The sequence below is a fragment of the Streptomyces thermocarboxydus genome (assembly GCF_024760485.1).
GTDB lineage: Bacteria > Actinomycetota > Actinomycetes > Streptomycetales > Streptomycetaceae > Streptomyces > Streptomyces cellulosae.
In genome coordinates this window covers 2,626,796-2,652,778 of sequence record NZ_CP058273.1, presented here as the reverse complement: position 1 = coordinate 2,652,778, position 25,983 = coordinate 2,626,796, and the positions used below count along the sequence as shown (strand labels likewise).

23 protein-coding genes and 1 pseudogene are annotated in these 25,983 nt (G+C 71.0%); 14 read left to right on the top strand and 10 right to left on the bottom strand.

The window, feature by feature from the left end; translation table 11 throughout:
* Positions 1 to 81 precede the first annotated feature (81 nt).
* The 4 genes and pseudogenes from AY578_RS12230 (at position 82) to AY578_RS12215 (ending at position 3,599) form a co-directional block, all read left to right on the top strand.
* On the top strand, positions 82 to 882 hold the full coding sequence (locus AY578_RS12230; RefSeq protein ID WP_037778661.1) for an ABC-2 family transporter protein: 801 nt from the start codon (positions 82 to 84) through the stop codon (positions 880 to 882).
* Positions 875 to 1,696 carry an ABC transporter permease gene (locus AY578_RS12225; protein ID WP_161232875.1) on the top strand — a complete coding sequence of 274 codons (822 nt, stop codon included), beginning with the start codon at positions 875 to 877 and terminating at the stop codon, positions 1,694 to 1,696. The genes AY578_RS12230 and AY578_RS12225 overlap by 8 nt, the downstream gene beginning before the upstream one ends.
* 8 nt (positions 1,697 to 1,704) lie before the next feature.
* Complete coding sequence (locus AY578_RS12220; protein ID WP_258902357.1) at positions 1,705 to 2,718, top strand: ABC transporter ATP-binding protein; 1,014 nt, start codon at positions 1,705 to 1,707, stop codon at positions 2,716 to 2,718.
* A gap of 34 nt (positions 2,719 to 2,752) precedes the next feature.
* Positions 2,753 to 3,599 (top strand): annotated as a pseudogene (locus AY578_RS12215) (DUF1707 SHOCT-like domain-containing protein).
* 24 nt (positions 3,600 to 3,623) lie between these two features.
* Here AY578_RS12215 and AY578_RS12210 read toward each other — a convergent pair.
* On the bottom strand, positions 3,624 to 5,018 hold the full coding sequence (locus tag AY578_RS12210; protein ID WP_258902356.1) for a GDSL-type esterase/lipase family protein: 1,395 nt from the start codon (positions 5,016 to 5,018) through the stop codon (positions 3,624 to 3,626).
* 318 nt (positions 5,019 to 5,336) lie between these two features.
* Here AY578_RS12210 and AY578_RS12205 point away from each other — a divergent pair, with 318 nt between their 5' ends.
* Both AY578_RS12205 and AY578_RS12200 read left to right on the top strand, forming a co-directional pair.
* Positions 5,337 to 6,695, top strand: coding sequence for a DUF445 domain-containing protein (locus tag AY578_RS12205; RefSeq protein WP_258902355.1), 1,359 nt, complete (start codon positions 5,337 to 5,339; stop codon positions 6,693 to 6,695).
* Between the two features lie 89 nt (positions 6,696 to 6,784).
* Positions 6,785 to 8,263 (top strand): MFS transporter, encoded by a 1,479-nt coding sequence (locus tag AY578_RS12200; protein ID WP_019525106.1) that lies wholly within the window; start codon positions 6,785 to 6,787, stop codon positions 8,261 to 8,263.
* Between the two features lie 57 nt (positions 8,264 to 8,320).
* Here AY578_RS12200 and AY578_RS12195 read toward each other — a convergent pair whose 3' ends face one another.
* Positions 8,321 to 8,623 (bottom strand): hypothetical protein, encoded by a 303-nt coding sequence (locus AY578_RS12195; RefSeq protein WP_019525107.1) that lies wholly within the window; start codon positions 8,621 to 8,623, stop codon positions 8,321 to 8,323.
* 215 nt (positions 8,624 to 8,838) lie between these two features.
* Between AY578_RS12195 and AY578_RS12190 the strand changes: the two genes are divergently transcribed.
* The 7 genes from AY578_RS12190 (at position 8,839) to AY578_RS12160 (ending at position 14,394) form a co-directional block, all read left to right on the top strand.
* A complete protein-coding gene (locus AY578_RS12190) occupies positions 8,839 to 9,258 on the top strand; it encodes an Hsp20/alpha crystallin family protein (RefSeq protein ID WP_028959170.1) in 420 nt (139 codons plus the stop codon).
* A gap of 236 nt (positions 9,259 to 9,494) precedes the next feature.
* Complete coding sequence (locus tag AY578_RS12185) at positions 9,495 to 9,998, top strand: DUF2267 domain-containing protein (protein WP_019525109.1); 504 nt, start codon at positions 9,495 to 9,497, stop codon at positions 9,996 to 9,998.
* A gap of 166 nt (positions 9,999 to 10,164) precedes the next feature.
* A complete protein-coding gene (locus AY578_RS12180; RefSeq protein ID WP_161107415.1) occupies positions 10,165 to 10,668 on the top strand; it encodes a TetR/AcrR family transcriptional regulator in 504 nt (167 codons plus the stop codon).
* Between the two features lie 340 nt (positions 10,669 to 11,008).
* Positions 11,009 to 12,040, top strand: a complete 1,032-nt coding sequence (locus tag AY578_RS12175; protein ID WP_258902354.1) for a peptidoglycan-binding protein — start codon at positions 11,009 to 11,011, stop codon at positions 12,038 to 12,040.
* A gap of 329 nt (positions 12,041 to 12,369) precedes the next feature.
* On the top strand, positions 12,370 to 12,723 hold the full coding sequence (locus tag AY578_RS12170; RefSeq protein ID WP_019525111.1) for a hypothetical protein: 354 nt from the start codon (positions 12,370 to 12,372) through the stop codon (positions 12,721 to 12,723).
* Positions 12,724 to 13,040: 317 nt separating this feature from the next.
* Positions 13,041 to 13,688, top strand: a complete 648-nt coding sequence (locus AY578_RS12165; RefSeq protein ID WP_161231570.1) for a LysE family translocator — start codon at positions 13,041 to 13,043, stop codon at positions 13,686 to 13,688.
* A gap of 172 nt (positions 13,689 to 13,860) precedes the next feature.
* On the top strand, positions 13,861 to 14,394 hold the full coding sequence (locus AY578_RS12160; RefSeq protein WP_136238551.1) for a GNAT family N-acetyltransferase: 534 nt from the start codon (positions 13,861 to 13,863) through the stop codon (positions 14,392 to 14,394).
* Positions 14,395 to 14,442: 48 nt separating this feature from the next.
* On the opposite strand, the gene AY578_RS12155 is transcribed toward AY578_RS12160, so the two are convergent.
* Positions 14,443 to 14,643, bottom strand: a complete 201-nt coding sequence (locus AY578_RS12155; protein WP_028959175.1) for a DUF397 domain-containing protein — start codon at positions 14,641 to 14,643, stop codon at positions 14,443 to 14,445.
* Positions 14,640 to 15,488: a helix-turn-helix domain-containing protein gene (locus AY578_RS12150; RefSeq protein WP_028959176.1), complete on the bottom strand. Its 849-nt coding sequence runs from the start codon at positions 15,486 to 15,488 to the stop codon at positions 14,640 to 14,642. Before AY578_RS12150 ends, AY578_RS12155 begins: the two co-directional genes overlap by 4 nt.
* 245 nt (positions 15,489 to 15,733) lie before the next feature.
* Between AY578_RS12150 and AY578_RS12145 the strand changes: the two genes are divergently transcribed.
* Positions 15,734 to 16,399, top strand: a complete 666-nt coding sequence (locus AY578_RS12145) for an ATP-binding protein (RefSeq protein ID WP_258902353.1) — start codon at positions 15,734 to 15,736, stop codon at positions 16,397 to 16,399.
* On the opposite strand, the gene AY578_RS12140 is transcribed toward AY578_RS12145, so the two are convergent.
* Genes AY578_RS12140 through AY578_RS12110 form a run of 6 tightly spaced genes read right to left on the bottom strand, consistent with a single transcriptional unit; the run spans position 16,378 to position 25,973 of the window.
* On the bottom strand, positions 16,378 to 17,730 hold the full coding sequence (locus AY578_RS12140; protein ID WP_161107381.1) for a DNA cytosine methyltransferase: 1,353 nt from the start codon (positions 17,728 to 17,730) through the stop codon (positions 16,378 to 16,380). The genes AY578_RS12145 and AY578_RS12140 overlap by 22 nt on opposite strands.
* Positions 17,731 to 17,739: 9 nt before the next feature.
* Entirely contained in the window at positions 17,740 to 19,560 is a 1,821-nt protein-coding gene (locus AY578_RS33840) for a DNA cytosine methyltransferase (protein ID WP_337590558.1), read from the bottom strand.
* 2 nt (positions 19,561 to 19,562) lie between these two features.
* On the bottom strand, positions 19,563 to 20,456 hold the full coding sequence (locus AY578_RS12125) for a hypothetical protein (protein ID WP_199781920.1): 894 nt from the start codon (positions 20,454 to 20,456) through the stop codon (positions 19,563 to 19,565).
* Entirely contained in the window at positions 20,453 to 22,402 is a 1,950-nt protein-coding gene (locus AY578_RS12120) for a hypothetical protein (protein WP_258902351.1), read from the bottom strand. Before AY578_RS12120 ends, AY578_RS12125 begins: the two co-directional genes overlap by 4 nt.
* Positions 22,402 to 23,427: a PD-(D/E)XK motif protein gene (locus tag AY578_RS12115; protein ID WP_161107383.1), complete on the bottom strand. Its 1,026-nt coding sequence runs from the start codon at positions 23,425 to 23,427 to the stop codon at positions 22,402 to 22,404. The genes AY578_RS12120 and AY578_RS12115 overlap by 1 nt, the downstream gene beginning before the upstream one ends.
* Positions 23,424 to 25,973, bottom strand: coding sequence for a Z1 domain-containing protein (locus tag AY578_RS12110; protein ID WP_028959182.1), 2,550 nt, complete (start codon positions 25,971 to 25,973; stop codon positions 23,424 to 23,426). Before AY578_RS12110 ends, AY578_RS12115 begins: the two co-directional genes overlap by 4 nt.
* Positions 25,974 to 25,983: the final 10 nt, after the last annotated feature.

The window sequence follows — 25,983 nt, the reverse complement described above, 5'->3', positions numbered from 1 at the left end:
CGGAAAACCCGTGGCGGGGCATCTGCCGCGCGGACTAGGCTCCTGCGCTTCGGTGTCGCGGCGTGAATGGGGAGGGAAACGGTGGGTTCGGCACGGTTGTACCTGGCCGTGGCGGCCCGGGGGTTCCGGCGGTACGCGTCGTACCGGGCGGCGACCGCGGCCGGGGTGTTCACCAACACGGTGTTCGGGCTGATCCTCGTGTACACGTATCTGGCGCTGTGGGACGAGCGTCCGGACCTCGGCGGCTACGACCAGGCGCAGGCGGTGACGTACGTGTGGCTGGGCCAGTGCTTGTTCGCGGCGCTGGCGATCCAGGGCGGCGGCGTCGAGGCGGAGCTGATGGAGCGCATCCGCACCGGTGAGATCGCGGTGGATCTGTACCGGCCGGCGGATCTGCAGCTGTGGTGGCTGGCCGGTGACCTGGGCCGGGCGGCGTTCCAGCTGCTGGGGCGCGGGGTGCTGCCGTTCCTGGTGGGCGGGCTGTTCTTCCCGACGGCGCTGCCCACACGCTTCGACACGTGGGTGTGGTTCGCGGTGGCGCTGACGCTGGCGGCGCTGGTGAGCTTCGGGATTCGCCATCTGCTGGCGCTGAGCGTGTTCTGGCTGCTGGACGGCACGGGTGTGAGCCAGCTGATGATGATCCTCGGGGTGTTCTTCTCGGGCATGGTGCTGCCGCTGAACGTCTTCCCGGGCGGGTTCGGCGAGGTGGCGCGGGCGCTGCCGTGGGCGGCGCAGCTGCAGGTCCCGGCGGACGTGCTGATGGGGGAGACGGCGGTGGCGGGGGCGCTCGCGTTCCAGGCGATGTGGGCGGTGCTGCTGCTCGCGGCGGGCCGGCTGCTGCAGGCGGCGGCCACGCGCCGGGTGGTGGTGCAGGGTGGCTGAGCGGGGCGCGGTGGTGGAGGGGCTGCGGGCGTACCGGATGATCGCCGGGATGTGGGTGCGGTCCGGGATGACCTACCGGACGTCGTTCGTCTTCACCCTGTTCGGCAACCTGGTGCTGACGGGGATGGACTTCGTCGGGATCCTGCTGATGTTCTCGCAGGTCGACTCGCTGGCCGGGTGGTCGCTGCCCGAGGTGGCGTTCCTGTACGCGGCGTCGGTGACGTCGTTCGGGCTGGCGCATCTGGCGGCGGGGTCGATGCCGCAGCTCGGCACGCGGATCCGGGACGGCTCCTTCGACGTGCTGCTGGTGCGTCCGGTGCCGGTGCTCGCGCAGGTCGGCGGGGACCGTTTCTCGCTGCGCCGCCTGGGGCGGGTCGTGCAGGGCGGGGCGGTGCTGGGCTGGGCGCTGGTGGCGGCGGACGTCGACTGGACGGTGGCGAAGGTGCTGCTGGTGCCGCTGATGGTGGTGTCCGGCGCGGCGATCTTCGTGGCGTTGTTCGTGGCGGGCGCGGCGTTCCAGATCTACGCGCAGGACGCGGCGGAGGTGCAGAACGCGTTCACGTACGGCGGGACGACGATGCTGCAGTACCCGCCGGCGGTGTTCGGGAAGGAGCTGGTGCGCGGGGTGACGTTCGTGCTGCCGCTGGCCTTCGTCAACTGGGTGCCCGCCGCGCACGTCCTGGGGCGCCCGTACCCGCTGGAGCTGCCGGGGTGGGCGGCGTTCGCGTCGCCGCTGGTGGCTGCGGCGTGCTGCGCGCTGGCGGGGCTGGCGTGGCGGACGGGACTCAGGTCGTACAGGAGCGTGGGGAGTTGAGCGGGCGGATGGGAACGACTGCGGGGTCCGAAGGCGCGTTCATCGAGGTGGACCGGGTCGAGAAGGTCTTCGACGTGCGCCGGCGCAAGGGGCTGCTGCGGCGGGAGCGGCACCAGGTGCGGGCGGTGGACTCGATCTCCTTCACGGTGGCGCGCGGCGAGATGGTCGGCTACATCGGGCCGAACGGCGCCGGGAAGTCGACGACGATCAAGATGCTGACGGGCATCCTCACGCCGAGCGGGGGCCGGCTGCGGGTGGCGGGGATCGACCCGTCGCGGGAGCGGACGCGGCTGGCGCACCGGATAGGGGTGGTGTTCGGGCAGCGGACGACCCTGTGGTGGGACCTTCCGCTGATCGACTCGTACAAGCTGATGCACCGCATGTACCGCATCCCCGACGCCCGCTACCGGGAGAACCTGGCCCGGCTGGTCGAACTGCTCGATCTGAGGGACCTGTTGGAGGTGCCGGTGCGGCAGCTGTCGCTGGGGCAGCGGATGCGCGGGGACATCGCGGCGGCGCTGCTGCACGACCCGGAGGTGCTGTACCTGGACGAGCCGACGATCGGCCTGGACGTCGTCTCCAAGACCCGGGTGCGGGAGTTCCTGCGGCAGGTGAACGCCGAACGCGACACGACGGTGCTGCTGACCACGCACGACCTCCAGGACATCGAGCAGGTGTGCTCCCGTGTGATGGTCATCGACCAGGGCCGGCTGGTGTACGACGGGGCCCTCGCCGGGCTGCACGAGGTGGGGGAGAGCGAGCGGACGCTGGTGGTGGACCTGGAGCGGGAGTGCCCGCCGGTGGAGGTGCCCGCTCCCGCCCGGGTGGTACGGGTGGACGGGCCCCGTCAGTGGGTGGCGTTCCCCGCGTCGGAGCCCGCGGCCGCGCTGGTGACGCGCATCGCGGAGCGCTATCCGCTGGTGGATCTGTCGGTGCGGGAGCCCGACATCGAGGCGGTGATCGCGCAGATGTACGCGGAGCGCGCCGGGCGGGCGCCCACGCGGTCCCCGCAGTCCTCGTAGCCGTGTGACGGGGACAACTCGTAGGCTGCTGGGTATGACCGACGACGCACCCGCACCGGACCTCCGCGCCTGCGACGCCGACCGTGAACGGGTCGCCGAAGTCCTCCGGGACGCCCTCGCCGAGGGCCGCCTGGACATGGAGGAGTTCGAGGAGCGGCTGGACGCCACCTACCGGGCGCGCACCTACGGGGAACTGGCCCCCATCACCCGCGACCTGCCCGCGTCGGGTGCGGCGGTCGCGCCCGTCTCGCTGACGAAGGACGCCGCGCCCGAACGGCAGTTGGGCGGACCGGATCGTCGGCGGGGACGACCCGGGGACGTCGTCCTGGGCGGTCGCGGTGATGAGCGGCTTCCAGCGCAAGGGCCGCTGGACGGCGCCCCGGCGCTTCAACTGCTTCGCCTTCTGGGGCGGCGGCGAGATCGACCTGCGCGAGGCGAACTTCGCCGACCGGGAGATCGTCATCAACGCCGTCGCCATCATGGGCGGCGTCGAGGTGATCGTGCCGCCGGGCGTGGAGGTCGTGGTGCGCGGCGTCGGCATCATGGGCGGCTTCGACCACCGCGAGGAGGGTGTGCCGCCCGAGCCGGGCGCCCCGCGCGTGGTCGTCACCGGGCTCGCCTTCTGGGGCGGGGTCGGCGTGCAGCGCAAGCTTCCCCGCGCGGAGCGGCAGCGGCTGCGTGAGGAGCGGCGCCGGGAGAAGCAGGCGCTCAAGGAGGAGCGGCGGCGGGAGCACCTGGCGCGTGCCGAGCGGCAGCGGCAGGACCATCTGGACAGCGCCGAGCGGCACCGCCGTGAGCTGGAGGAGCCGCGGCGTCCGCACGACCCGCTGAACCTGCACAGCCCGCACAGGGAGCACGAGCGGCGGCCCGAGGACCGCTGACCGCGTGCACCGGTCCGGCGCCTGTCACAGCCGGGCCGGCGCCCCGCCCTCGAGCGCCTTCAGCTCGAACGTCTCCGCCATGCGCGCGTAACCCCTGTCGCTGGGGTGCAGCCCGTCCCCGGAGTCGTAGCCGGCCCGGAGGCGGCGCGGGTCGTACGCGTCGCGCACCGCCTCGTCGAAGTCCACGACCTCGTCGAACACCCCGCCGTCGCGGATCTCCGCGTTGACCCGCTGCCGCACGTCCTCGCCGTACGAGGAGTACCCGCGGTGCCCGCGGTACGGCATCAGGGTCGCCCCGACGACCTTGAGCCCTCGCGCGTGCGCCCGCTCGGTCAGGGCCGTCAGACCGCCCACGATCCGCTCCGGGTCGGCGGTGTCCGGCGCGCGGAGGATGTCGTTGACGCCGAGCACGACGACCACGACCCGGACGTTCGCGTGGCCCAGCACGTCCCGGTCGAAGCGGCGCAGCGCGCTCGGGTTGCGCGGGGGCCGGCCGGGCCCGTCGGCGAGGATACGGTTCCCGCTGAGCCCGGCGTTGACGACGCTGTAGCGGGGGAGGTCCCGGCCGGACGCGAGGGCGGCGCGCAGCCGGTCGGACAGCACGTCGGGCCAGCGGGCGTCGGCGCCCATGCTCGCGGAGATGCCGTCGGTGAGGGAGTCGCCGAGGACGACGACCGTGCCCTCGGAGTCGTCGCTGAGCACGTCCAGCGCGGTGACGTACCGCCAGACGGTGGTCTGCCCGCCGTAGGGAGCCCCGGTGGCGTCGCGGGTGTGCTCGCCCTCGGCGACCCAGGAGATCTGCCGGGCGTGCCTGTGGTACGTCACCGGGCCCGCAGGGGCGGGGGAGTACACGCTGATCAGCACGTGCGCGTCGCGCGGGATCAGGACGCGCACGGCGTCGCTGACGACCTGTCCGCCCGCCGGGACGACGACGGACGGGTTCCCGGCGAAGGTGAGGGGCCGCATGGTGCCGGCGAGCGCGGCGGCGGTGTCCGGGCCGGCGGAGACGGCGATCGACGCGTGCGTGAGGGTGAGCGGGGCGCGGCCGTAGAGGTTGGACAGGGTGACGCGGGCGCGGGTGCCGCCGGCGGTGGTGCGGACGACGTTGCGTACGGACCGGCCCGCGAGCCCCGTCGTCTCCGTGCCGGGTTCACCGCCGCCGGGTGGGGCCGCCCAGGCGGTGACCCAGGTGCCGGCGGAGGCGGGCGAGACGGGGTTCCCGGCCCCGCCGCCGTCCCGGGCGGGGGTGGTCCGCCCGCGCAGGCCGTCGGCGGACACTCCGACGAAGATCACGGCGGACATGGCGAGGACCGCCGCGAGCACCGCGGCGAGCAGGGCCGCGTGCCGTCCGGGCCGCCCCGGCGGGGCGGGGGGCTGTGGTGCGCGGGGCGGCGCCGCCGTGTCCCCGTCACGGGTCATGCTGTTCTGTTCTCCTCGGGAAGCGGGAGCCGCTCGCGGCTCCGTCCGTCGCACCATGGTCGGTCAGGGCGGGGGAGGCCGGGTGCGGGACGCGGCCGAAGATCATCCGGGCGGACCCGGACAGCCGTCGATGTGACCCCGGGCGGGCCTTCGGGTGGTCGGTCCGGACGGCCCGGGGTGTCCGGGGCCGGCTCGGGGTACCCCTAGGTGACGTCCCTGGACAATCCCCCCACGGACAGACGCCGGGAACTCCTGTTCCGTTCCAGGAGTCGGTCAGGAAGGGACAATGTGTGAGAGATCACCGAACGGGTGGAGCGGATGGAACGGACTGAGACGGCAGGCACCGAGGACGGCACCGAGGACCGGGACGCCGCCGAGCAGCATGCCCGCACCGGTGCCGCGACGAACCGCGCGATGACCACGTTCAGCCCCGCGGACGAGGAGAAGCGGCGCGGGGTGCGCCAGATGAAGCTCACGGCGACCGGCCTGCTGCTGTTCGTCGCCCTCGTCTACATCCTCGCCAAGTGGGCCTCGCACCAAGGCGCCGGCGCCTGGGCAGGGTACGTGGCCGCGGCGGCGGAGGCCGGCATGGTGGGCGCGCTGGCCGACTGGTTCGCCGTCACCGCGCTGTTCCGGCACCCGCTGGGCCTGCCCATCCCGCACACGGCGATCATCCCGACCAAGAAGGACCAGCTCGGCACGGCCCTCGGCGACTTCGTCGGCGAGAACTTCCTCTCCGAGGACGTCGTGCGCAGACGGCTGCGCGCCGTGGGCATCGGCGCCCGGCTGGGCGCCTGGCTCGCCGTCCCCGAGCACGCCGACCGGGTCACCGCCGAGGCGTCGGCGGCCCTGCGCGGCGCGCTGACCGTGCTGCGCGACTCCGATGTGCAGGCGGTCGTCGGGGAGGCGATCACCCGCCGGGCCAACGCCCAGGAGATCGCGCCCGGCATGGGCAAGATGCTGGAGCGGATCGTCGCCGACGGCGGCCACAAACGCGCGGTGGACGTGGTCGTCGCCCGCGCCCACGACTGGCTCGTGCTGCACAGCGACACGGTGATGGACGCGGTGCACGGCGGCGCCCCCGGCTGGACGCCCAAGTTCGTGGACCGCAAGGTCGGCGAGCGCGTCTACAAGGAACTGCTGCGCTTCGTCACCGAGATGCGGGACATGCCGAGCCACCCGGCGCGCGGCGCCCTGGACCGCTTCCTCACGGACTTCGCGACCGACCTCCAGTCCGACACCGACACCCGAGCCCGCGTGGAGCGCCTCAAGAGCGACATCCTCGGCCGCAGCGAGGTGCAGGACCTGATCGCGTCCGCCTGGACGGCCGTACGCGGCATGATCGTCTCGGCGGCGGAGGACGAGCGCAGCGAGCTGCGGCTGCGCCTGCGCGCGTCGCTGCTGTCGCTGGGCGCCCGCATGTCCCTCGACCCGAAGCTCCAGGGCAAGGTCGACGGCTGGCTGGAGAGCGCCGCGGTGTACGTGGTGACGACCTACCGCAAGGAGATCACCTCCCTGATCACGGACACGGTGGCGAGCTGGGACGCGGAGCACACGACGAAGAAGATCGAGGCCAACATCGGCCGCGACCTGCAGTTCATCCGCATCAACGGCACGGTGGTCGGCTCCCTGGCGGGCCTGCTGATCTACACGGTGTCGCGGGCGCTGGGGGCGTAGGGGGCGTACCGGCCGCGGAGGGGTTGGGGCGGGCGTGAAACCGGCCGGTGCGGGGCACACGAGGTTCACTTCGTCGAGGAGGGGAGCCCATGGCCACCGCCCAGTCCGGGACCGGACGCACCGTCACCACCAGAATCCCCGCCCGCCTGGACCGCCTGCCGTGGTCCCGGTGGCACTGGTCCGTCGTCATCGGCCTCGGCACCGTATGGATCCTCGACGGGATGGAAGTCACCGTCGTCGGCAACATCGCGGCCCGCCTGTCCGAGCCCGGCAGCGGACTGCCCATCACCTCCGGCCAGGTCACCGGCATCTCCGCCGCCCTCTACGTCACGGGCGCCTGCCTGGGCGCCCTCTTCTGGGGCCGCCTCACCGACATCTACGGCCGCAAGAAGCTCTTCCTGATCACCCTGGCCGTCTACCTGGGCGCGACGGCGATGACCGCCCTGTCCTTCGACACCTGGTGGTTCTTCCTCTTCCGCTTCTTCACCGGCTTCGGCATCGGCGGCGAGTACGCGGCCATCAACTCCGCGATCGACGAGCTGATCCCGGCGAAGTACCGGGGCCGCGTGGACCTGCTGATCAACGGCAGCTTCTGGCTCGGCGCGGTCGCCGGCGCGCTGCTGTCGATCGTCGCCCTGGACACCTCCATTTTCCCGGCGAACGTCGGCTGGCGCCTCACCTTCGCCCTGGGCGCGGTCCTCTCCCTGGTCATCCTGCTCGTACGGCGGCACGTCCCGGAGAGCCCGCGCTGGCTGCTGATCCACGGCCGGGACGAGGAGGCCGACCGGATCGTCGACGGCATCGAGAAGCGCGTCACCGCCGAGGCGGGCAAGGAGCTGCCGCCCGCCGAGGACGAGATGACGATCCATCAGCGGGGCCGCACCACGTTCGCCGAGATCGCCCGGACCGTCTTCGCCCGCTACCGCAGGCGCTCCACGCTCGGCTTCGCCCTGTTCATCGGGCAGGCGTTCCTCTACAACGCGATCACCTTCGGCTTCGGCGCGATCCTCACGCAGTTCTTCGACGTGCCGTCCGGGCACACCGGCTACTACTTCGCCGTCATCGCGGCCGGCAACTTCCTCGGCCCGCTGCTGCTGGGCAAGCTGTTCGACACGGTCGGCCGCCGCATCATGATCTCCGGCACGTACGTACTCTCGGGGGCGCTGCTGTTCGGCACGGCCTGGCTGTTCGACCGCGGCTCGCTCACGGCGGTGACGATGACGGCGTGCTGGTGCGTGGTGCTGTTCTTCGCCTCGGCCGGCGCGTCCAGCGCCTACCTGACGGTCTCCGAGGTCTTCCCGATGGAGACCCGGGCCATGTCCATCGCCTTCTTCTACGCCCTCGGCACCGCCGCGGGCGGCATCAGCGGCCCGCTGCTCTTCGCCGAGCTGACGAACACGGGCAAGGTCGGCGACACGGTGCTCGCGTTCCAGATCGGCGCGGGGCTGATGGCCGCGGCGGGCGTCGTCGCTGCGCTCCTCGCGGTGAACGCGGAGCGGCGGTCGCTGGAGGACATCGCCGCACCGCTGTCGGCGGCCGAACCGCAGCAGGCGGCGGCCCGCCCCTGAGTCCCCGGGGGACGGGCGACCATGCCTGGGTGACGGGGTGGACCCGCAGGGGTGCTCTCAGCCCCGCCGGTCGGCCACGGCCCACGACGCGAGGGCGACGGCGCCGGCCACCGAGAACACGGCCGGCCAGGCGCCGACCTTCTTCGCCAGCGGGTGCGACCCGGCGAAGGCGGCCACGTACGCCGCCGACAGCACACCGGCCGCCGTGCCGCCGGCCCGCTCGCGCCACTGCTGGGCGGCGGCGACCCCGGCGGCGGCGAGCACGACCCCGCCGAGCTGCCGCTTACGGGTCCAGCGGGCCACGCCGTACCCGCCGACGAGCCCGCTCGCGGCCACGACCGAACTGGGAACCTTCGCCATGCCTGCTGCCTCCTGCCACTGCGCCCCACGCGGGGCGCGGGAAACCACGGATGTCCGAGGCTAACGCGCCCGGCGCCGCCCCCTCCCACCAGCCCCGGAACGACCGCGGAAAAAAGCTGAGCCTGGGGTTGTCAACTTTCCAGCTCGTGAGCTATATAAGGAAGTGATCCGTAGGGCATCGCACAGACGACTTTCATGGAGAGGAGTGGACTGTGATGCTCATGCGTACCGACCCGTTCCGTGAGTTCGACCGTCTCGCGCAGCAGGTCTTCGGCCCGGGCACCAGCACCTCGGCGATGCCGATGGACGCGTACCGGGCGGGGGACGACTACATCGTCCACTTCGACATCCCCGGCATCGACCCGGAGTCCATCGAGATCGACGTCGACCGCAACGTCCTGAACGTCCGCGCCGAGCGCCGTTCGCCGGTCCCCGAGGACGCGGACGTGGTGGTCGCCGAACGTCCGACCGGCAACTTCAGCCGCCAGCTGTTCCTCGGCGACACCCTGGACACCGAGCGCATCGACGCCCAGTACGACGCGGGTGTCCTGACCCTGCGCATCCCGGTGGCCGAGTCGGCGAAGCCGCGCCGTATCCAGATCACGGGCGGCGAGCGCAAGCAGATCGCCGGCTGATCACACCAGCCCCTTCCGTGCGTCCCGCGGGCTTCCGGGCCTGCGGGACGCGGCTGCGCGCCGGACGCCCGGGGGCGGGCGACGGCGCGAACAGGCCGGGGCCGCGGGGTCGCCCGCCGACCGGCCCCCACCGACCCCAGCCACGGGAACCGGCCCGAGGGCCCGACCGGCCACCGGCCCGACCGGCCGGCCCGCCCCACGAAGAACCGAATACCGGAGAAGGAGAGGAGCTTCGGATGACCACGCTGACGCCGCAGAAGCCCGCGATCCCGCAGCCGGGAAGCATCCAGCAGCCGCGACGCACCACCGCCCCGGCGGCCCAGCCGCGCCCGGCGCAGGACCCCGCCTGGCGTGAACTCGTCGACGCCGTGCGGGAGGCCGGGCAGTACCGGACGCGGTCGGAGGCGGAGAGCGTCACCCGTATCGTCCTGTCCGCCCTGGGCGGCCACGTCGTCGGGGACGAACGCGTCGACCTGGCCCGCGCCCTGCCCGAGGAGGCCGCGCGGGTGGTCGCCTCGCAGATCCCGGCGACGCGCAAGCTGACGGCGGCCGAGTTCGTCGACTCGGTCGCGGCCCGCATCGAGGGCGCGACCCCGGCGACGGCCCGCTGGGACGTCAGCTCCGTGCTCAGTGTCCTGCCGCCACTGATCGGCGACGAACTGGTGACGCGCATCCTCGACCAGCTCCCACCCGGCTACGCGCTCCTCTTCGGCCGGGCGGAGCTGACACCGGCGGCGTGACGACCACGCCGTAGCTCCCCTTCCTCACCGGCGAGCGCCCCCGTGCCCGACACGGCGCGGGGGCGCTCGCCTTCGTGACCACCGCGCCCGCGCCGGTCACCGGGTTGTCGCCGGTGGCCACCCCGGGGCGGCCACCGGACACACCGACCCCCGCCGCCGCGAACGGATCCTCACGGCGGCGCTCGACCTGATCGCCGAGGAGGGCGTCGCCGGAGTCTCCCGTCGCAAGACCGCGGCCTGCGCGGGGGTGCCGCTCCGCTCGATGACGTACCACTTCACGGGCATCGACGAGATGCTGCCGGAGGCGTTCTGGGGGTACGCCGACCACGTGGTCGCCGTCTTCGACCGGCACCTCGCGGGCACCGCGACGCCGGAGGAGGCCCGGGAGGCGGTCACCGACCTGATCCACACCCTCTCCGGCGGCCCGCGCCGCGACCTGATCCTGGTCCAGGAGCTGTACACGCCGGCGGCGCGCAGCGAGCCGTACCGCGCGCTGTGCGCCCGCTGGATGCGCCGCAGCCGCGCCCTCCTGGAATCTCACTTCCCCCCGGAGTCGGCCCGCCAAGTGGACGCGCTGATCGAGGGCCTCACCCTCCACCGCGCCCTGGACGACGATCCGCCGGAGCGGCCGGTGACGCGGGAGGCGGTGGGGAGGATCACGGGCGCCTGACCAGGCGGCCCCTCCCTGTGGGTGAACGACCGGAGTCGAGGGCGCGCCGCTTCGCCACTCGTCCGGGTGAAGACGGGGGTGCCGTGCCGACGTCCGGCGCTGCGCCGCCGAGCAGTCCGGCCCGTTTGATCACAAGGGTGTGTCCCGTCCGCGTCCGTACGGAGCGTGTCGACGGCCCGGACCGGAGGGGCCGGACCGGCCGTCGGGCGTCACTACGATCTGCGCTGCTGTGGGCCGATGCATCCGCGTTCACCGCCGTGCATGCGGTTTGACCTGCTGCTATGCGGCGATGCGGCAGCGTGGACGCCCGGCCGTTCTGTGAGACGACGGGGAGAGACACATGGCGTACGAGCCGGAAGCGCGGGACCGGGGACAACTGCCGCCGGGGGAGCAACTGTCACGGCTGCTGCGTCGCTGGTGGGAGGAGGCGGGGAGCGCGTCCGGCGGCACCCGGCCCACGCAGCAGGCGCTGGCCTCGAAGCTGGGCGTCGACCAGACGACGCTGTCCCGCTACCTCAACCCGAAGCACACGTCGACCGCTCCGCTGCGGGTGGTCGAGGCGCTGCACGCCCACCTGCGGGCGCCGGCGGCGGAGTTGGAGCGGGCACGGGAGCTGTGCCGGGCCGTACTGCGGGAGACCAGCGGCCCCGCGCCCGGAGGCGACAGCCCGCGCCCCGGTGACTCCCCCGACGCCACCGGCGACACGGGCGGACGCGACACCTCGGGCCGGCCGGGACGGATGGCGTGGGCCAGGCCGGTGCTGGTGGCGGCGGTGATGGTGGTGGCCTTCGCCGCCGGGGCGGTCGTACGGGACCAGTTCGGCCCGGGCCGGGGGGCCGTCGAGGACGGCGCGGCGGCCGGGGCCCTCGCGGCGAGCGGCGCGCCGCTGGAGCGAGAGCCCTGGCCGCTGCTGAAGAAACGGGAGCAGGACTGGTACACCGTGGGCCGTGCCCTCGAGCACCTGTTGAACGCGCACGGCCACGAGGTGAGGCCGGACGGCTTCTTCACGCAGGAGACCGAGGACGCCGTCATGGAGTTCCAGCGCGCCCACCGTCTGTCGTCCGACGGCAAGGTCGGGGAGGACACCTGGCCCGAACTGGTGGTGCCCGTCGGACGCGGCGACGACGGGCACGCGGTCCGGGCGCTGCAGGAGCTGCTGCACAACACGGGGCAGGGCGGCACGGAGGTGTCGGGGCAGTTCACCGCGGCGACGGCCAAGGACCTGAAGTACTTCCAGGACCTCCACCGCCTGCGGCCCACCGGCAAGGCGGACGTCGACACCTGGCTGGCCCTGCTGGTGCACCAGCGCCCGCCGGGCGGCGCCCCCGCCTACCAGGAGCCGACGAGTCCGACGCCCTCCACACCGGCGTGAGCCGACGAGCCTGCCGTCCGCGTGCGACATCCGCGGCCGTGGACCGCATGCAGGCCGTCGGCAGTGTGCCGCATGAAGCGCACCTCTCGTGCGGTGTGGTCATAACCGCAGGTCAGTGAGGTTCCCGGCCGAATGCCTGGAGCATGCATGGATGCGCCTGTGCAGACCCCCGGAATCGGCTTCCGGCACCCCTTTCGCCGGGGCAGTCTGATCACGGCACCCGGCGCTCCCAGACCGACGGGACCGGCCCGTCCACGTCGGCGGGCGACCCGTCCGGTGCGTACAGCCGGTGCGTTTCCTGATGTCTCTCCACCCGAAGGGGTACCTCCATGTCCGCTTTCCGCAAGACCGTCATGTCCGCGCTGTCGACCGTCGTCCTCGCCGGCGGCATCGCCTTCGGCGCCGCCGCGGGCCCGGCGAGCGCGGCCACCTGCCCGTCCTCGGCGTCCCCGAAGATCGACGGCGCGAAGGCCGGCTGGTCCCTGCGCTGTTCGGGCAACTCCGTTACCGTGTCCGGCTGGCTCGAGGACACGCGCATGGACGGCAAGTGCGCCGTCGTCCGCATCAACGCCGGCAACGGCGCCTACAAGGCGCCGAAGGCCTGCAGCTCGGGCGTCCGGGAACAGTTCAGCTACACGTTCAACGGCACGAAGTCGGCTCAGGCGCGGCTGGCCCTCGCCTGAGCGCCGTTCCGGGGCGGGGAGGGTGACGCCCGCCCCGGAACGTCCGTGTGCGCACCCGTCCACGGGGGAGTCCGGACGGGTGCGTACGCGTGTGCCTGTACGGCGGCCTGCGGCCGCCCGCTCGCGTCCGCGTCCGGACATGTCACCGACTGGTGCCGGTCAGAAGTGGCACCGCAGGACGTCCGAAGCCCTCTCGGCCTCCGTGCGGGCCACTTCGGCGTCGTACCGGTCGGCGTCGAAGCGCAGAACCATCAAGGGAAGGCCTAGGCCGAAAGTCCGTCTGGTGGGTGGTGCCGGGTGCCCGGGAGGATCGGCGCATGGTCGACGCCCACCACCTGCTCGCCTTCTGCGCGATGTCCCTGCTGCTGTCCGCCGTCCCCGGCCCGAGCGTGCTGTTCGTCGTCGGGCGCGCCCTCGCCCACGGCCGGGCGACCGCCCTCGCGTCCGTACTGGGCAACGCGCTCGGGGGATACGTCCTGGTCGTGGCCGTCGCGCTGGGCGTGGGGAGCCTGGTCGAGCGGTCGGCGGTGCTGTTCCACACGATCAAGCTCCTCGGCGCCGCCTACCTGATCGTGCTCGGTGTGAGGGCGGTGCACGCGAGTTGGCGGGGCCGGGACGTGGCCGGGCGGCCGGCGGACGCCATGGCCGATGACGGGACGGCCGGTTCGGTCCGGGCGGGCTTCTGGGTCGGGGTGACCAACCCGAAGAGCGTCGTCTTCCTCACCGCCGTACTGCCCCAGTTCGTCGACCGCGAGGCCGGTCACGCGACCGCGCAGATGCTCGTACTCGGCCTGGCGGGCGCCCTGTTGCAGCTGCTGTCGGACGGCATCTGGGGCCTGGGCGCCGCCACCGCGCGGGACTGGCTGGGCCGGTCGCCGCGCAGGACGGCGGCGATCGGCGGCACCGGCGGCCTGGCCATGATCGGCCTCGGCGCGACGGTGGCGTTCACCGGCCGCGCCGAGTGAGGGAGGCGCCGCCCGGGGCGGGCACGGAGGCCGGGCCCGCCGGCCCCGGACCCGGTGCGGTGGTCCCGGGGCCCCCCGGGTCCGCCCGGCCCGTGACGAGCGGGAACCGGCGCGCGTACGGCGCCTCTTAATCGATTGCGGCCGGCCGGCGCGCGGGGATAGGAAGGGCCGCATGCTGAAGGGAACCAGGGTGGGCCTGCGGGCGCGGCACGAGGACGACATACCGGTGCTGCGGGCCGAGCTCTACAACGACGTGGTCAACGCCGCGCGTGCCGAGGGCGGCCCGTGGCGCCCGGTCACGGCGAACAGCCCGCAGCTCGCCTTCGACGACCCACCGGAGAACCTGGCGTCCTTCTCCGTGGTGGAGCTGGAGGGCGGCACCCTCATCGGCACGGCGAACCTGTGGGGCATCGACACCCACAGCCGCAACGCCCACATCGGCATCGGCCTGCTCCCCGCCGCCCGCGGCAAGGGCTACGGCACGGACGTCGTCGCGACCCTCTGCTACTACGGCTTCGCCGTGCGCGGCCTGCAACGCCTCCAGATCGAGACCCTCGCGGACAACGAGGGCATGCTCCGCGCCGCGGAACGCAACGGCTTCGTCCGCGAGGGGGTGCTGCGGTCGTCTGCGTGGGTGCTGGGGGAGTTCATGGATGAGGTGGTGTTGGGGCTGTTGGCGGGGGAGTGGAAGGGGGCAGGGGGGTAGGCCGCTCCCTACGCCCGAACGCCGGCGCCCTGGGGGAAGGCGCTGCGTTCACTCGCTCTTGAGCACCTGCAGAAATACGCTCCACGCGGACCCCGCCACGGTCACCACAGGCCCGTCGACCTTCTTGGTGTCCCGCACATGGGCGCGCGTCGAGGTGATCGCGCACTCCACGCACTCACCGCCCGCGCCGTTGCTGTACGAGGACGTGTGCCAGACGAGTGCGCGGTCGGTCGGCGCGGCGGTGGTCACTTCGAGTACTCCTTCACGACGGACTGGATGAGCCGGGCGGACCGTTGAGGGCTGAGGGCCGCCGCACGCAGGCCGTCGAAAGCCCGCGTGTACTCACGGACATGATGCTCGCCCTCCAGGTACACGGCGTCCGTGATGCCGTCCCGGTACACCAGGTCGGGGTCCTCCGGAGCCGGGAATCCGAGCATGGTGAAGGAGCCCGTCGCGGGGTACGTGCCCGAGTCGAAGGGCAGTACCTGCAAGGTCACACCGGGCAGTTCGGTCGTCTCCAGGATCCGTTCGAGCTGCTCCCGCATGACCTCCCGGTCCCCGATGACGTTGCGCACGGCCCCCTCGTTCACGACGAACCACGCCTCGGGAGCGTCGGGACGCGTCAGCATCGCCTGCCGTTCGAGTCGTACGCGTACGGCCCGGTCGATGTCCTCGGCCGACATGTGGGCGCCGGTCGTGTGGAGTTCGCGGGCGTACGCCTCGGTCTGCATCAGGCCCGGCAACACCTCGCACTGGTACTGGCGCAGCGTCGACGCGTCCTGTTCCAGACCGATGTAGATGTTGAACCACTCGGGCACACCCGCCCCGTGCACCTGCCACCACCCGCGCGTCTTCGCTTCGCGCGCCAGGGACTTGAGGAACTCGCGCAGTTCGTCGCTGGTGCCGTAGAAGCGGCACAGGGCGTCGACGTCCGAGGGCTGGACCCGCCCGCTGCCGGTCTCCATGCGGTTGACCTTGGAGCCACTCCAGTCCAACGCCTGGCCGACCTGCGCGCAGGTCAGTGCGCTGTTCTCCCGGAGCTTCTTCAGCTCGATCGACAGACGCCGACGGCGTGCCGTCGGTGAACCGGCCATGACGTTCCCCTCAACCGTTCAGTCCGTAGCGAGAGTTCAGTCTGCTGCCAAGAGCGCCGCGTGCCAATCACACGGAAGTGGGAATCCCGTCGTGCACATTGCACGACGGGATGGGATCGACCCATTCTGGAGTCATGGAGCGACGGAGAGTTATCGACGGTCACGCTCCGGGACAGTCGCGTACGCACGTGATGGGAGAAGACGCCGTGATCCAGGGACACCGGGTGACGCGAAGGTCGTGGGACGTGGCCTTCACCGCACAACCCGAGGAAGTCACCCACCTGCGCAGCGCCGTACGGATCCACCTGACGGCATGGGGCCTCGACGACCAGGTCGACACGGCACAGCTCTGCGTGAGCGAGCTCGTCTCCAACATCGTCACGCATGTCGGCACCGGTACTCCGGGCTCGCTCGCGCTGTCGACGGACGGGGAGCGCCTGCGCGTCGAGGTGCACGACCCGGACACGCGGGCGCTGCCCACCCTCGTGGACGCGGAGATCGACGCGGAGGGTGGACGGGGGATGGCGCTCGTCGCCGCGCTGGCCGACCGCTGGGGCGTGCAGGTGCACGACGACCACAAGGTGACGTGGTGCGAGTTCGCGGTGGCGGCATCGGCCGCCCCGGAAGGGGAGCCGTCGGTGGAACGCGCCGATGCCCTGCTGGACGTCTACGTGACCTTGAAGCCGCCGGCGTGCTCGTACGACCGCGAGTCCGGGCGGGTGCGGCGGCGGGTCGAGGAGGAGTCCGTGATCGACATGGTCACCGACCTCCTTTTTCGGCTCCGCGCCCACGGTGGTGACGTGGACCGGGCGCTGGACTGTGCGCAGAGCCGCCTCGAAGGTGCGGCTTCCTTTGTCGCCCTCAACGCGGACACCCAAGACGCGGTCGGTCAACCTCGCAGGAACGCGTAGACGGCGGACGCTATCGCCTTGCCGAGGGGAATCGGCACCGCGTTCCCGATCTGCGTGGCGATTTCCGTCTTGGTCCCGCACCAGCGGAAGTCGACAGGGAAGCCCTGAATGCGCGCGGCCTCGAAGTGGGTGATGGGCCGATTCAACTCGGGGTGCAGGTAGCGGCCCTTCTCCGGCTTGTAGAACTCGGTCCTGATGGTGACCGAGGGCTCACCGCGGCGGAGTCGTCCCATGACGTCGCCGGTGCCGGAATTATGGCTGTCCCAGCTCTTCGTGGACAGGTACTGGGGATCTTCGTACGCCGCGGCTTCTTCCTCCGTGAGGATGAGGATTTCCCCCGAATCGTCCTGCACGAAGTACTTGCCCCGGAGATCCTTGCGGTTGCCTCCCGGCGGAATGGCGCGATAGCGGGCCCGGGACAGCAGCACAGGATTCCGGCGGAAGTGCAGGTCCTCCGTCGTGAAGATCCCGGGCTTCTCGGCGTTGATCTCCGGAACGAGTTCCGTGCCCTCGGGGAGTTCCGTGCCACGCAGCTCACGACGGGCGGACTCGGCGAAGACCTCGTCCACCGTGTTCCAGTACGAGACGGAGGTCTCGATACCGTCCAGCAGGGACGCGGCGGCGTCAGCCACAGGGCGCTTCGGTCGCCGTACGTGGGTCCGTTCCGGGTAGGACATGGCGTGTCCGGTGTCCGCGTCCTTCCGGACACCGATGACGATGGCCCGGCGCCGCGCCTGACGCGCCCCGTAGTCGGCCGAGTTCAGGAGATACCGCTTCGCCCTGGTCTCGGCGTCGTCGGTCGGCTGGTGTCCCGGAGGGTCCACGAGGCGGTAGTCGGCCAGCTTGCCGCCGGGCCCGACCTCCCGGAGCAGGCTCCTGAACTCGTCCGACCTGACGAAGCGGTCGACGTTCTCGATGACGAAGACCTTGGGGCGCACTTCGGCGACGATGCGTACGTAGTCCTCCCACAGGCGATTACGCTCGCTGCCCTTCTTCGCGCGGTTCAGAGCCGAGAATCCCTGACACGGTGGCCCTCCCACCACGACCTCCGCCCCGAGGGCCTCGGGAGTGGGCTGCCACACCTCGATGTCACCGACGTGCACGTGAGCCGGCGGGAGCTGCTCATCGGGGCGGAGCTTGCCGAAGTTGACCGCGTACGTGGCAGCGGCGGCCTCGTTGTGCTCCACCGCGGCGACGCTGTGGAAGACGGGCCCGGTGTCGCCGGCGTGTGCCGGGCGGAACTCGTGGAAGCCCTGCGTGAAACCCCCGCAGCCGCTGAAAAGATCAACGACGGTGATGGGCTTGGGGGTGTCCGGACGGGGCGTGCGCATGGATGGATCCTAGCTGCGGAGAGCCGCCGCGACGCTGCGGCCCACAGCAGTCGCGAGGGGCGGGGGCATGGCGTGGCCGATCTGGCGGTAGCGGGAGGTCTTGCCGCCGACGAAGGTCCACTGGGTGGGGAAGGACTGGATGAGGGCGGCCTGCTCCACGGTCAACTTGGGCATCTCCTCCGGGGAGAAGTCGGCGCCGGGCGGCTCGTCGCCCAGGCTGTTGCCGTTCACTCCGAGCGTCGCCCAAGCCTTCTTGCTGCCCGTGGGACCGAGGTCGGCTCCACCGCGCCGGTCCGAGCCGCCGACGAGCGCCGGGGCGATCCGGTCCGCGTTCCTGGCCCACGTCTCGGCGCCCGACCAGCCGCCGGACGCCATCGAAGGCCCGAGGACCTGACCCACACTCGGTGCCTCGGATCCGATCGGCTCGGGCCATGAGAAGGCACCGAACCATGGCTCGCGCATCGCGACGAGGAAACCGCTCCTCCGATTCTGTGGTACGCCGAAGTCGGCGGCGTTCAGCACCTTCCAACTGCACCGCAGTCCGATTTGGGCCAGTGTGGTTTCGATCCAGTACCGGTCCGACTCGAATTCCTGTCCTTCGACGAGTTCGGGCACGTTCTCGAAGAGGACGGCGCGCGGTCCGATTCTCCACGCCAGATCGATCGCCACACGCAGAACCCGGCGCTCCTCGGCGTCCTCGGGACGGGAAAGGGTCGCCACCGACTTTACGCGGGGTAGTCCACCGCTGAGCAGATCGACGTTCATCACGTCGGGGCGTTCGTCAGGCTGGAACTCCGCCAGATCGATGCAGATGGTCTGCCACTGGGGGCGGTTCCGGATGAGGGTGGAACAGGCGTCGGACTTGCTGTCGATCAGTACGACCGGGTCGAAGCCGGCGGCCTCGAGCCCCAAGGCCTGGCCTCCGGCCCCCGCGCAAATCTCCACCGACGTGAAGCGGCGGTCGGCCGGCTCCTGTGCGAGCGCGGGCTGCGGGGCGGCCTCGACGGGGGTGGACGTCCTGGCCTCGCCGATCTGCTGTGTGGGGATCGAGGGGGCGGAGGCGGGGCCGGTCGACGAGTCGCCTCGCTGAGCAGTGATGGACTCCTGAGCCACGGCACGCAACTCGTCGTCCAAGGCTCTCTCGCCGATGCCGTCGAACAGCACGAAGGGGGCGAGTCGGAGCAGACGCTTCAGGAAGTCCCGGAGCGTGTCACGCTCGTTCAGCCCGTTCAGGTCCAGCTCTTTCCAGACCCGCAGGATGGCACGCACCAGATGAGGGCTTCCGCCCAGCGCGGCACGGCGGGCGTAGATCTGGTCGAACGCAGCCTCGCCCAGGATGTGAAGCGCGTGATACGGCTCCGGGTGCTCGGGAGCCCGTACCAACTGGGCCCGCCACCAGAGCCGTCCGTAGACGTGACGCGTCAGGTCTGAGCCGAGGACGCGGTCCCCCGGCGGTTTCGGGTAGCGCCAGAAGGCGACGTCCGGCATGAGGACCAGGGCGAGGAACGCCCAGACGTCCCGGGCGGCGGCCTCCGCCGGCACCATGCCCGTTTCGGAGTGGAGGAACGCGGCCAACGCCAGGTCGAACTCGGCGTTGCGCGCACGATCCGAGTCGTCGGGGAAGCCCGCCCGTCTCGCGAGGTCGAGGACGCCTTCGCGTAGTTCCTTCAGACGTGACTCGGGGACCCGGTCCCCTCCCGTCGCCACGTAGACGGCGGATTCGTGCGTCACACCGACGCGGGCGGTCAGCTCGGTGACGGTCAGCTCGCGGTACTCGTGGAACAGCGGCTTCGCCTGGTCTGCGAGCAGCCGAGGATAGAGGAAGCCCATGTCTACACCTTGAAAATCTTCACTGCCGCCTGCAGGTCGGAGGCGAACAAGGCGGGGGACTGCTGTCGGCGCAGTCGGATGTCGGTGATCGACTGTCCGGGGAAGAGCTGTTCCACGAGGTTCAAAAGGGTGGCGCCCAGTGATCCCTCGGGGAAGTCGGTCTCCTCGGTGAAGTCGTCCTGGTTCAAGGCGTGCTCGACCATGATGCGCGCCGCGTCGGCGTAGACGGCGGACAGCACGATCCGGTCCACAGGTCCGGGTTTCGACGCCTTCTGGAACGCGTTCGCAGTGGCGCTGTTGCGTTCGTTGACGAGGAGCAGCAGGGAGCCCATGGTCGCGCTGTCGAGGCCGCCGCTGATTTGCAGGTGCCAGGCGGCGTCGTCGGGGAACGACGTCCGTGCGAAGTCGATGACGGCCATGGGGAACTGCGGCGCGTCACCCTGGAGCCGCAGGGTCTGCCGGTCGCTCCACAGGACCGATCCCGCCCTGCGGGGTGTGGAGGGGCGTGCGTCGACCCTTCGTTCGGCGAGCAGCAGTGCCGTGTCCAGCAGGAGCAGACCCCCCAGATCTGCGCCCCGCAACCGGAAGTCGAACTCGGCGACGCCGGTGGCGTCCGCCGGCATCGGGATCTGCTGGGCCGGACCGCTCAGGTTCGAACCGGTCGCCGTCCAGACCGCCGACAGCACCATCGGTGCGTCGTCGGGCAGCCCCGATTGACGCCGCGCGCGTTCGAGGTCGACGCTAACGGTCCGACGCAACAGCAGGTCCAGTTGGTAGTCCCAGTCCGGCATGGCCTCCGGCAACGGCACCTCGCCGTCATCGACGACGAGTCGCCAGGACTCGGCCGAGACGACGTCCTCCGTCGGAACGCGGTAAGGAAGAACGCGGCGGCTCACGACTCCTTCACCGCCTCCACCTTGATGCCGATCTCGGTCATCGTGTCGGGGGCGGGACGGACGAGCGCGCGCCACAGGGCGTCGCCCCCCTCGACGACACAGGGGTCGCCTTCGTGCACGCGCCCCGAGGCGTCCTGCCAACCCACGAGCACGGGCATGCTCGCTCCCAGGGGCGGGTCCGTCTCGCGTCCACCGATTCCAGGCAAGGTGACCGCGAGGTCGCTCCGGACGCGCTGCGGACCGGCCACCGGCATGCGGAACTCCTGCACCAGCAGGGTGCTCTCCCCGTGGTCCTCGTAGTAGGGGTCGCCGACGTACTGCACCCGAGGGCGGCGTCGGAGCGTGGATTCACCACCACCGTGCGGAGCACCTGCGCCTTCGCCGTCCCCACGGCCAGCGCTCGCCCCACCGGTGGCCTTGCCCTTTTTCGTGTTCCGCCCCCGTCCGCCGGTGTCGTCGTCGACGTCGGTCGACCGGGTCACGGTGCTTCCCGGCTTCGAGTAGTCGGTGGCTCCGCCGATGCCCCATGCTCCGCCCACGAGGCCGGAGAAGTACGAGCTGGCGGCACCCAGGGCCACGCTGCTGGCGCCCTGACCGGCGTTCCCGTTGAGGGACAGCAACCCGTTCAGCGCCTCACCGATGCGGGTGAACGTGGTGTGGACGTACGTGCTTTCCGGCCGCTCCAACGACTGGGAGTTCCAGGCGTCGTGGGTGGGCGGTTCGGCCTTGGCGTAGACCTCGTCCATGGACTCGTCGGCCCGGAAGACGCCCGCGTATCCCTGATGGATGCTGGGTGGCTTGGGGCCCGGACGATAGGTGACGACGAGCTCGGCGGGGCGCATCAGACACACGTGATGAACGACGTCCTCGATGCCGAGGAGCTCCTTGGCACGGGACCGTTCGAGGGCCGGCATGATGCGCTTGTCCAGGCCGAGCCGCCCCAGGTGCTTTTTCGGGTTACGACATGCGAGGTCACGGCCCTGCTCGCCCTTCATCCTCTCGTACGCCTTGACGAACATGTGCAGCGGAGGCGTGCTGCGAGGGTCCGGCACCTCGTACGGGACGCCGTCGCAGGTGACGGAGAAGCGCATCGCGGGAGGCTTGCCGTCCGTAGAGATCATCTTGGGCCAGAGGTGCCAGGCGATCGTCTCGGCCAGGTAGTCGGCCGCGTCCGTCGGCTGCTCGAACTCATCGAGATTGGGGTCGATCACGACCACGGTCGTCCCGGTCTCCCGCGGGCCGAACGGCCGCAGACCCAACCGCTGGGCGACGGCGTCGGCCGCCGTGCCCACGAGGGGCTCCACCACGTCGCCGGAGGTGTCGCCCCACCAGTGGCGGCCCGTGTAACGACGCTCTCCTCCGCGTTCGGTGGCCACGTAACTCTTCCAGAGCGTGCACCCGATGAGACGGGTCTCGTAATCCCCGCCAGGGGTGCGGCAGCGGGAATGCACCAGTACGGAGCCGGACTTGGAGAGCAGGTAGAAGATGCCCTTGCCGAAGCCGTACGTGCCGCCGCCCAGGGCCCTGTCCCGGGGCTCTCCGATGTTGCGGATGAACGACACGAAGTCCCGGTCCGCACCGACCGCGTCGTTGGCGCGCGTCGGGCCTCCCAGGCCACGCGTTCCGCGGTCGGAGACGGCGAGCACACGGATGACGGGATGCCTCAGCGTGGTGCGCAGCGGGAAGTGATCGGGGTTCGTGGGGGCTCCGGCCGGGAGGAGCGTCCGCCAGGCTCCGGCATGCGCGGGGGCGACCGTCCACATGTCGATGCCGTAGTCGACCGGAGTGGAGGAGTCGGACAGGCGGGCGTCCCAACTGTTCTGCGCCGACTCACGGACCAGGATGGTCAACAGGTCGAGCTCCGGACGCCCCAGCTGGTTGCGAATGCCCTCGGCGGCGCTGGCCCCCTCGGGCGGGTAGGGCTGGGAGTACCACGCGACTTCCATCAGTCGGACTCCTGAGTGATGCGCTCGACGACACGCGACACCTCGTCGGGCGTCAGCGTGCCGGGGACCTCGCCCGTGAGGTCGATGGTGTATTCGACGTCCAGCACGGAGACCGGCAGGCCGACCGCGGCGAGCGCGCCGCCGGTCAGTCCGGGGAACTCGGGGAGGACGTGGAACCACGTCTCCTCCCCGACGGCGAAACGGACATCCCGGTAGCGGTCGGCCTCGAAGTGGCGGTAGCCGGCCTCGGACAGCAGACCGAGCAGGGCGCTCTCGTCGTCGCAGTGTCGCAGCGTGCGCTCGACCAGCTCGACGAAGCCGGTGCCGCCCCCCGACGCCGTCATCCGGTGCAGCGCGACCCACACCAGGTGAAGACTGCCGTCCTTCGGAGGCTCCAACTGGTCCAGTCCGTGTATGCGGGGCTTGCGACCGGAGGGTTCCACCGCCGTCTTGACCTCGACGGCTTCAAGACCCGTCGAGAAGTCGTGGCGGTGCCCCTTCGGACCGGCCCACAGGCGATGGGCACCTGGATCGCGCTCCAGTAGCCGGTCGAGGACGAGGAGTTCACCGAACAGGCCCGCGAGCTGCTCGGGTCCCAGAGCGGGCCCCTTTGTCTGGAACAACGCCTTCCAACGATCGAGGACGCGATACAGCCCCTTGAGGGGGTGCTGGGGCGCCCCGCCCACAGTCGACAGCACGTCGGCGCACAGCTTGGTGAACAGGTCCTCGAAGTCGTCCTGGAGACAGGCCAGGTCCGCGTACGTCTGGTAGGTCTCCTCGTCCTCCAGCGGGCGCTTGCGCAGGCGCAGCACCGGGCCGTCGAGGCCGGAGCGGACCTTGGTGCGGCTGTTCACCGGCACCAGGAGGTGGTGGTGGCCTTCCTGGTCGACGGCTGCGGCTATCGGTCCCTCGCCCGTCGTCACCGGGAGGTGGGACACGCGGAGGCGGTGCTCACCCGTGGTGGGCCTCGCCTCCAGCGCGGTCCAGTGCTCCTCGACGAGCATGTTCCATACGGGCTCGCTCATGCCTCCTCGCTCTCAAGGAGGCTGAGGTCCTCGTCCTCGATGCTGACGCCGGAGAGGTCGGCCGAGATGTACTTCTCCACGGTGCTGTCCCCGTCGCGGGGCTCGGGGAAGACGAGGCCGACACCGATGACGTGTTCCTCGGCATTCAGGGGGCGGCGCGTCTGCTTGGGCGGATTGGGCGCCGACGTCTTGTCGATGGGGTAGAGGATCAGGAGGCCGGTGTCCGGGAGCTGAGCCTTCCGCTCCCGCATGATCTCCTCCTCCTTCAGCTTCGACACGTCGCCCGACAGGTCGACCGCGGCGTCACGGCGGCTCATCAGGGTCTTGATGTCGGCGTGCTCGGGACCCAACGTGTCGGCCAGGCGGGCACGGACGCTTCGACCGACGGCCACGTTCGGCGCGAATTCGAAGGGCTCACCCTTGGGGTTGCCGACGACGGCCACGTTCCAGCGGCGCAGGGACCCGGCCGCAGAGATGCGCTTGCGGATGTACGCGGTCATGAGGTCGCCGTCGTTCTCGGGCGACTTCTCGTGAAACTTGTACTCCGCCAGGAAGTCGGTCACCACGTCGTAGGGGACGTCGCGGAACACGTAGCGCCCCTCGGCAGACCGGTCCTCCACCCGTACGGCATTGGCCAGCGATGCCCCGACCAGCTTGCGGGCGGCCTCGATGTTGCCGCGCAGCCACTCGGCGTCGGTGCGGAAGTAGTGGGTCTGCACGCGCCGGCCGCCGTAGGAGGACGCGGCCGTGACCGCCGAGCGCATCTTGGCGGCTGCCGTGACGCGCAGCGAGGGGTGCGTGCGCAGCCGGACCGCGAAGGTCAGAGGGGTCTCGGACTCCGTCATGTAGACGTCGATGTCCCGCCGCATCTCGGTCTCGACGGTCGCCAGATGGCGGAACCACTCGGCCAGTTCATCGGTCATCCAGATCCGGGGCAGGTCGGCGTAGCCGTTGCGGAACCCGAACCAACGCCCCATCTGCAGGAGCGTGTCGTAGGCGGAGACCGCCCGCACGAAGTAGCTGACCGACAGGCCCTCGAGCGTCAGACCACGCGACAGGGTGTTGCCGCCCACGGCGATCGCGACCACCGGTCCGTTCTCGTAGTCCAGGCGGTCCTCGCTGCTGGAGTTGTCCATGATGACCCGGCAGCTGTCGAGGACGCCAGGCAGTTCGGGAAGCAGCGAGTCGAACGGCACCTTGGTCTCGCCGAACTCCTCGGCGGGGACGCGAGCGGTCTCCTGGTCCCACAGTGCGCGCAGTCGCCTCAGCACGTCGGCGTCGGTGAGCGACTCGGCCCTTCTCCGCCTGAGGTGTTCCAGCGGCCTCTTGAAACTGTTGTGCACCGCCGTGTTGACGCTCGTGTGGATCAGCATCGTGTTGTGCGGGTTACCGGTGCCACGGACCCTGCGGGCGGCGGTGACCAGCCAGAAGTAGTCGATGGCCCGCTCAAGGGTGTCCGTGATCACGGGCTCGAAGCCCTCGACGTCGGCCTTCGTCTCGGGGCGGACGCACGGCACGTCGTCCTTCGGCACCGAGCGGATCATGTCGTGGCCGTCGTCGACGTCCTCCTTGTCCTCGCCCTCCAGGGCGTACCGGCCGAACAGCACCTCGGTGCCGAAGTGGCCCTTGGGCTTGGGCAGGTTGACGACGAAGTCGCGGGGATACAGGTCCTCGGCGGCGGGGTCGATCAACAGGTTGGCGAACGGGGAGGCCGTGTAACCGACGTAGGCGGAACGCGGCAGGCTGTTCATGATGCTGAGGATCAGCGGGTTGATGGACTTGGTCGCCACCGTCGCCTGGTCGGCCTCGTCGTCGATGATCAGCGCCGGGCAGTCCTCCAGGTAGTCGGACGCCTTGGCCAGCCACTGCGACAGCTTGCGCAGCACCGTCGCGTTCTTCTTCACCACGCACAGGACGTGCGTCTTGTTGCTCTTCCCGAAGTAGCCTGCGGGGTTTTCCTGGGGCGTGAAGTCCTTGTCCAGGCCCGTGAGCTGCGACCACATCGAGGGGTTGGGCTCGACGAGTTGCTGCACCAGTCGGGCCTGCGTCTGGCGGCGGAGTCCGTTGTGGATACCGGCCAGCACGATGAAGAGCTTGTAGCCGCGGTCGGCCGCCTTGGCCATGACCGAGGTGAAATTCGTGGTCTTGCCGGACTGCACGTACCCGACCACCAGGCCGCGGGTCGAGAAGGCCTTTTCCTTGGGGTGGTTGAGCAGGGAGACGACACGGGTGGACGAGTCGTCGAGATCCTGGATGGCGGGCTTCTCGGGCCAGCCGTCCTTGCGGAGCAACTTCACGATCGCGGGCCAGTACTTGTCCTTGGCCTGCGGCCCTGTGTACCAGGTGTCCCGGTTGCCCAGCACCACCGCGTGGGGCTCCTCGAGCTCCTTGATGCGGATCGTGCGTTCCTCGTGGCGCCGACGGATCTTCTCGATGACGTGTTGTTCGACGCCGAGCAGTTCGAGCCGCTTCACGGCCTCCGAAGGGGGAAACGTTTCCAGAAGCGCCTGGAACGTCTCGTACATGGCATCGAAATCGTCGGTCATGCGGTCGACC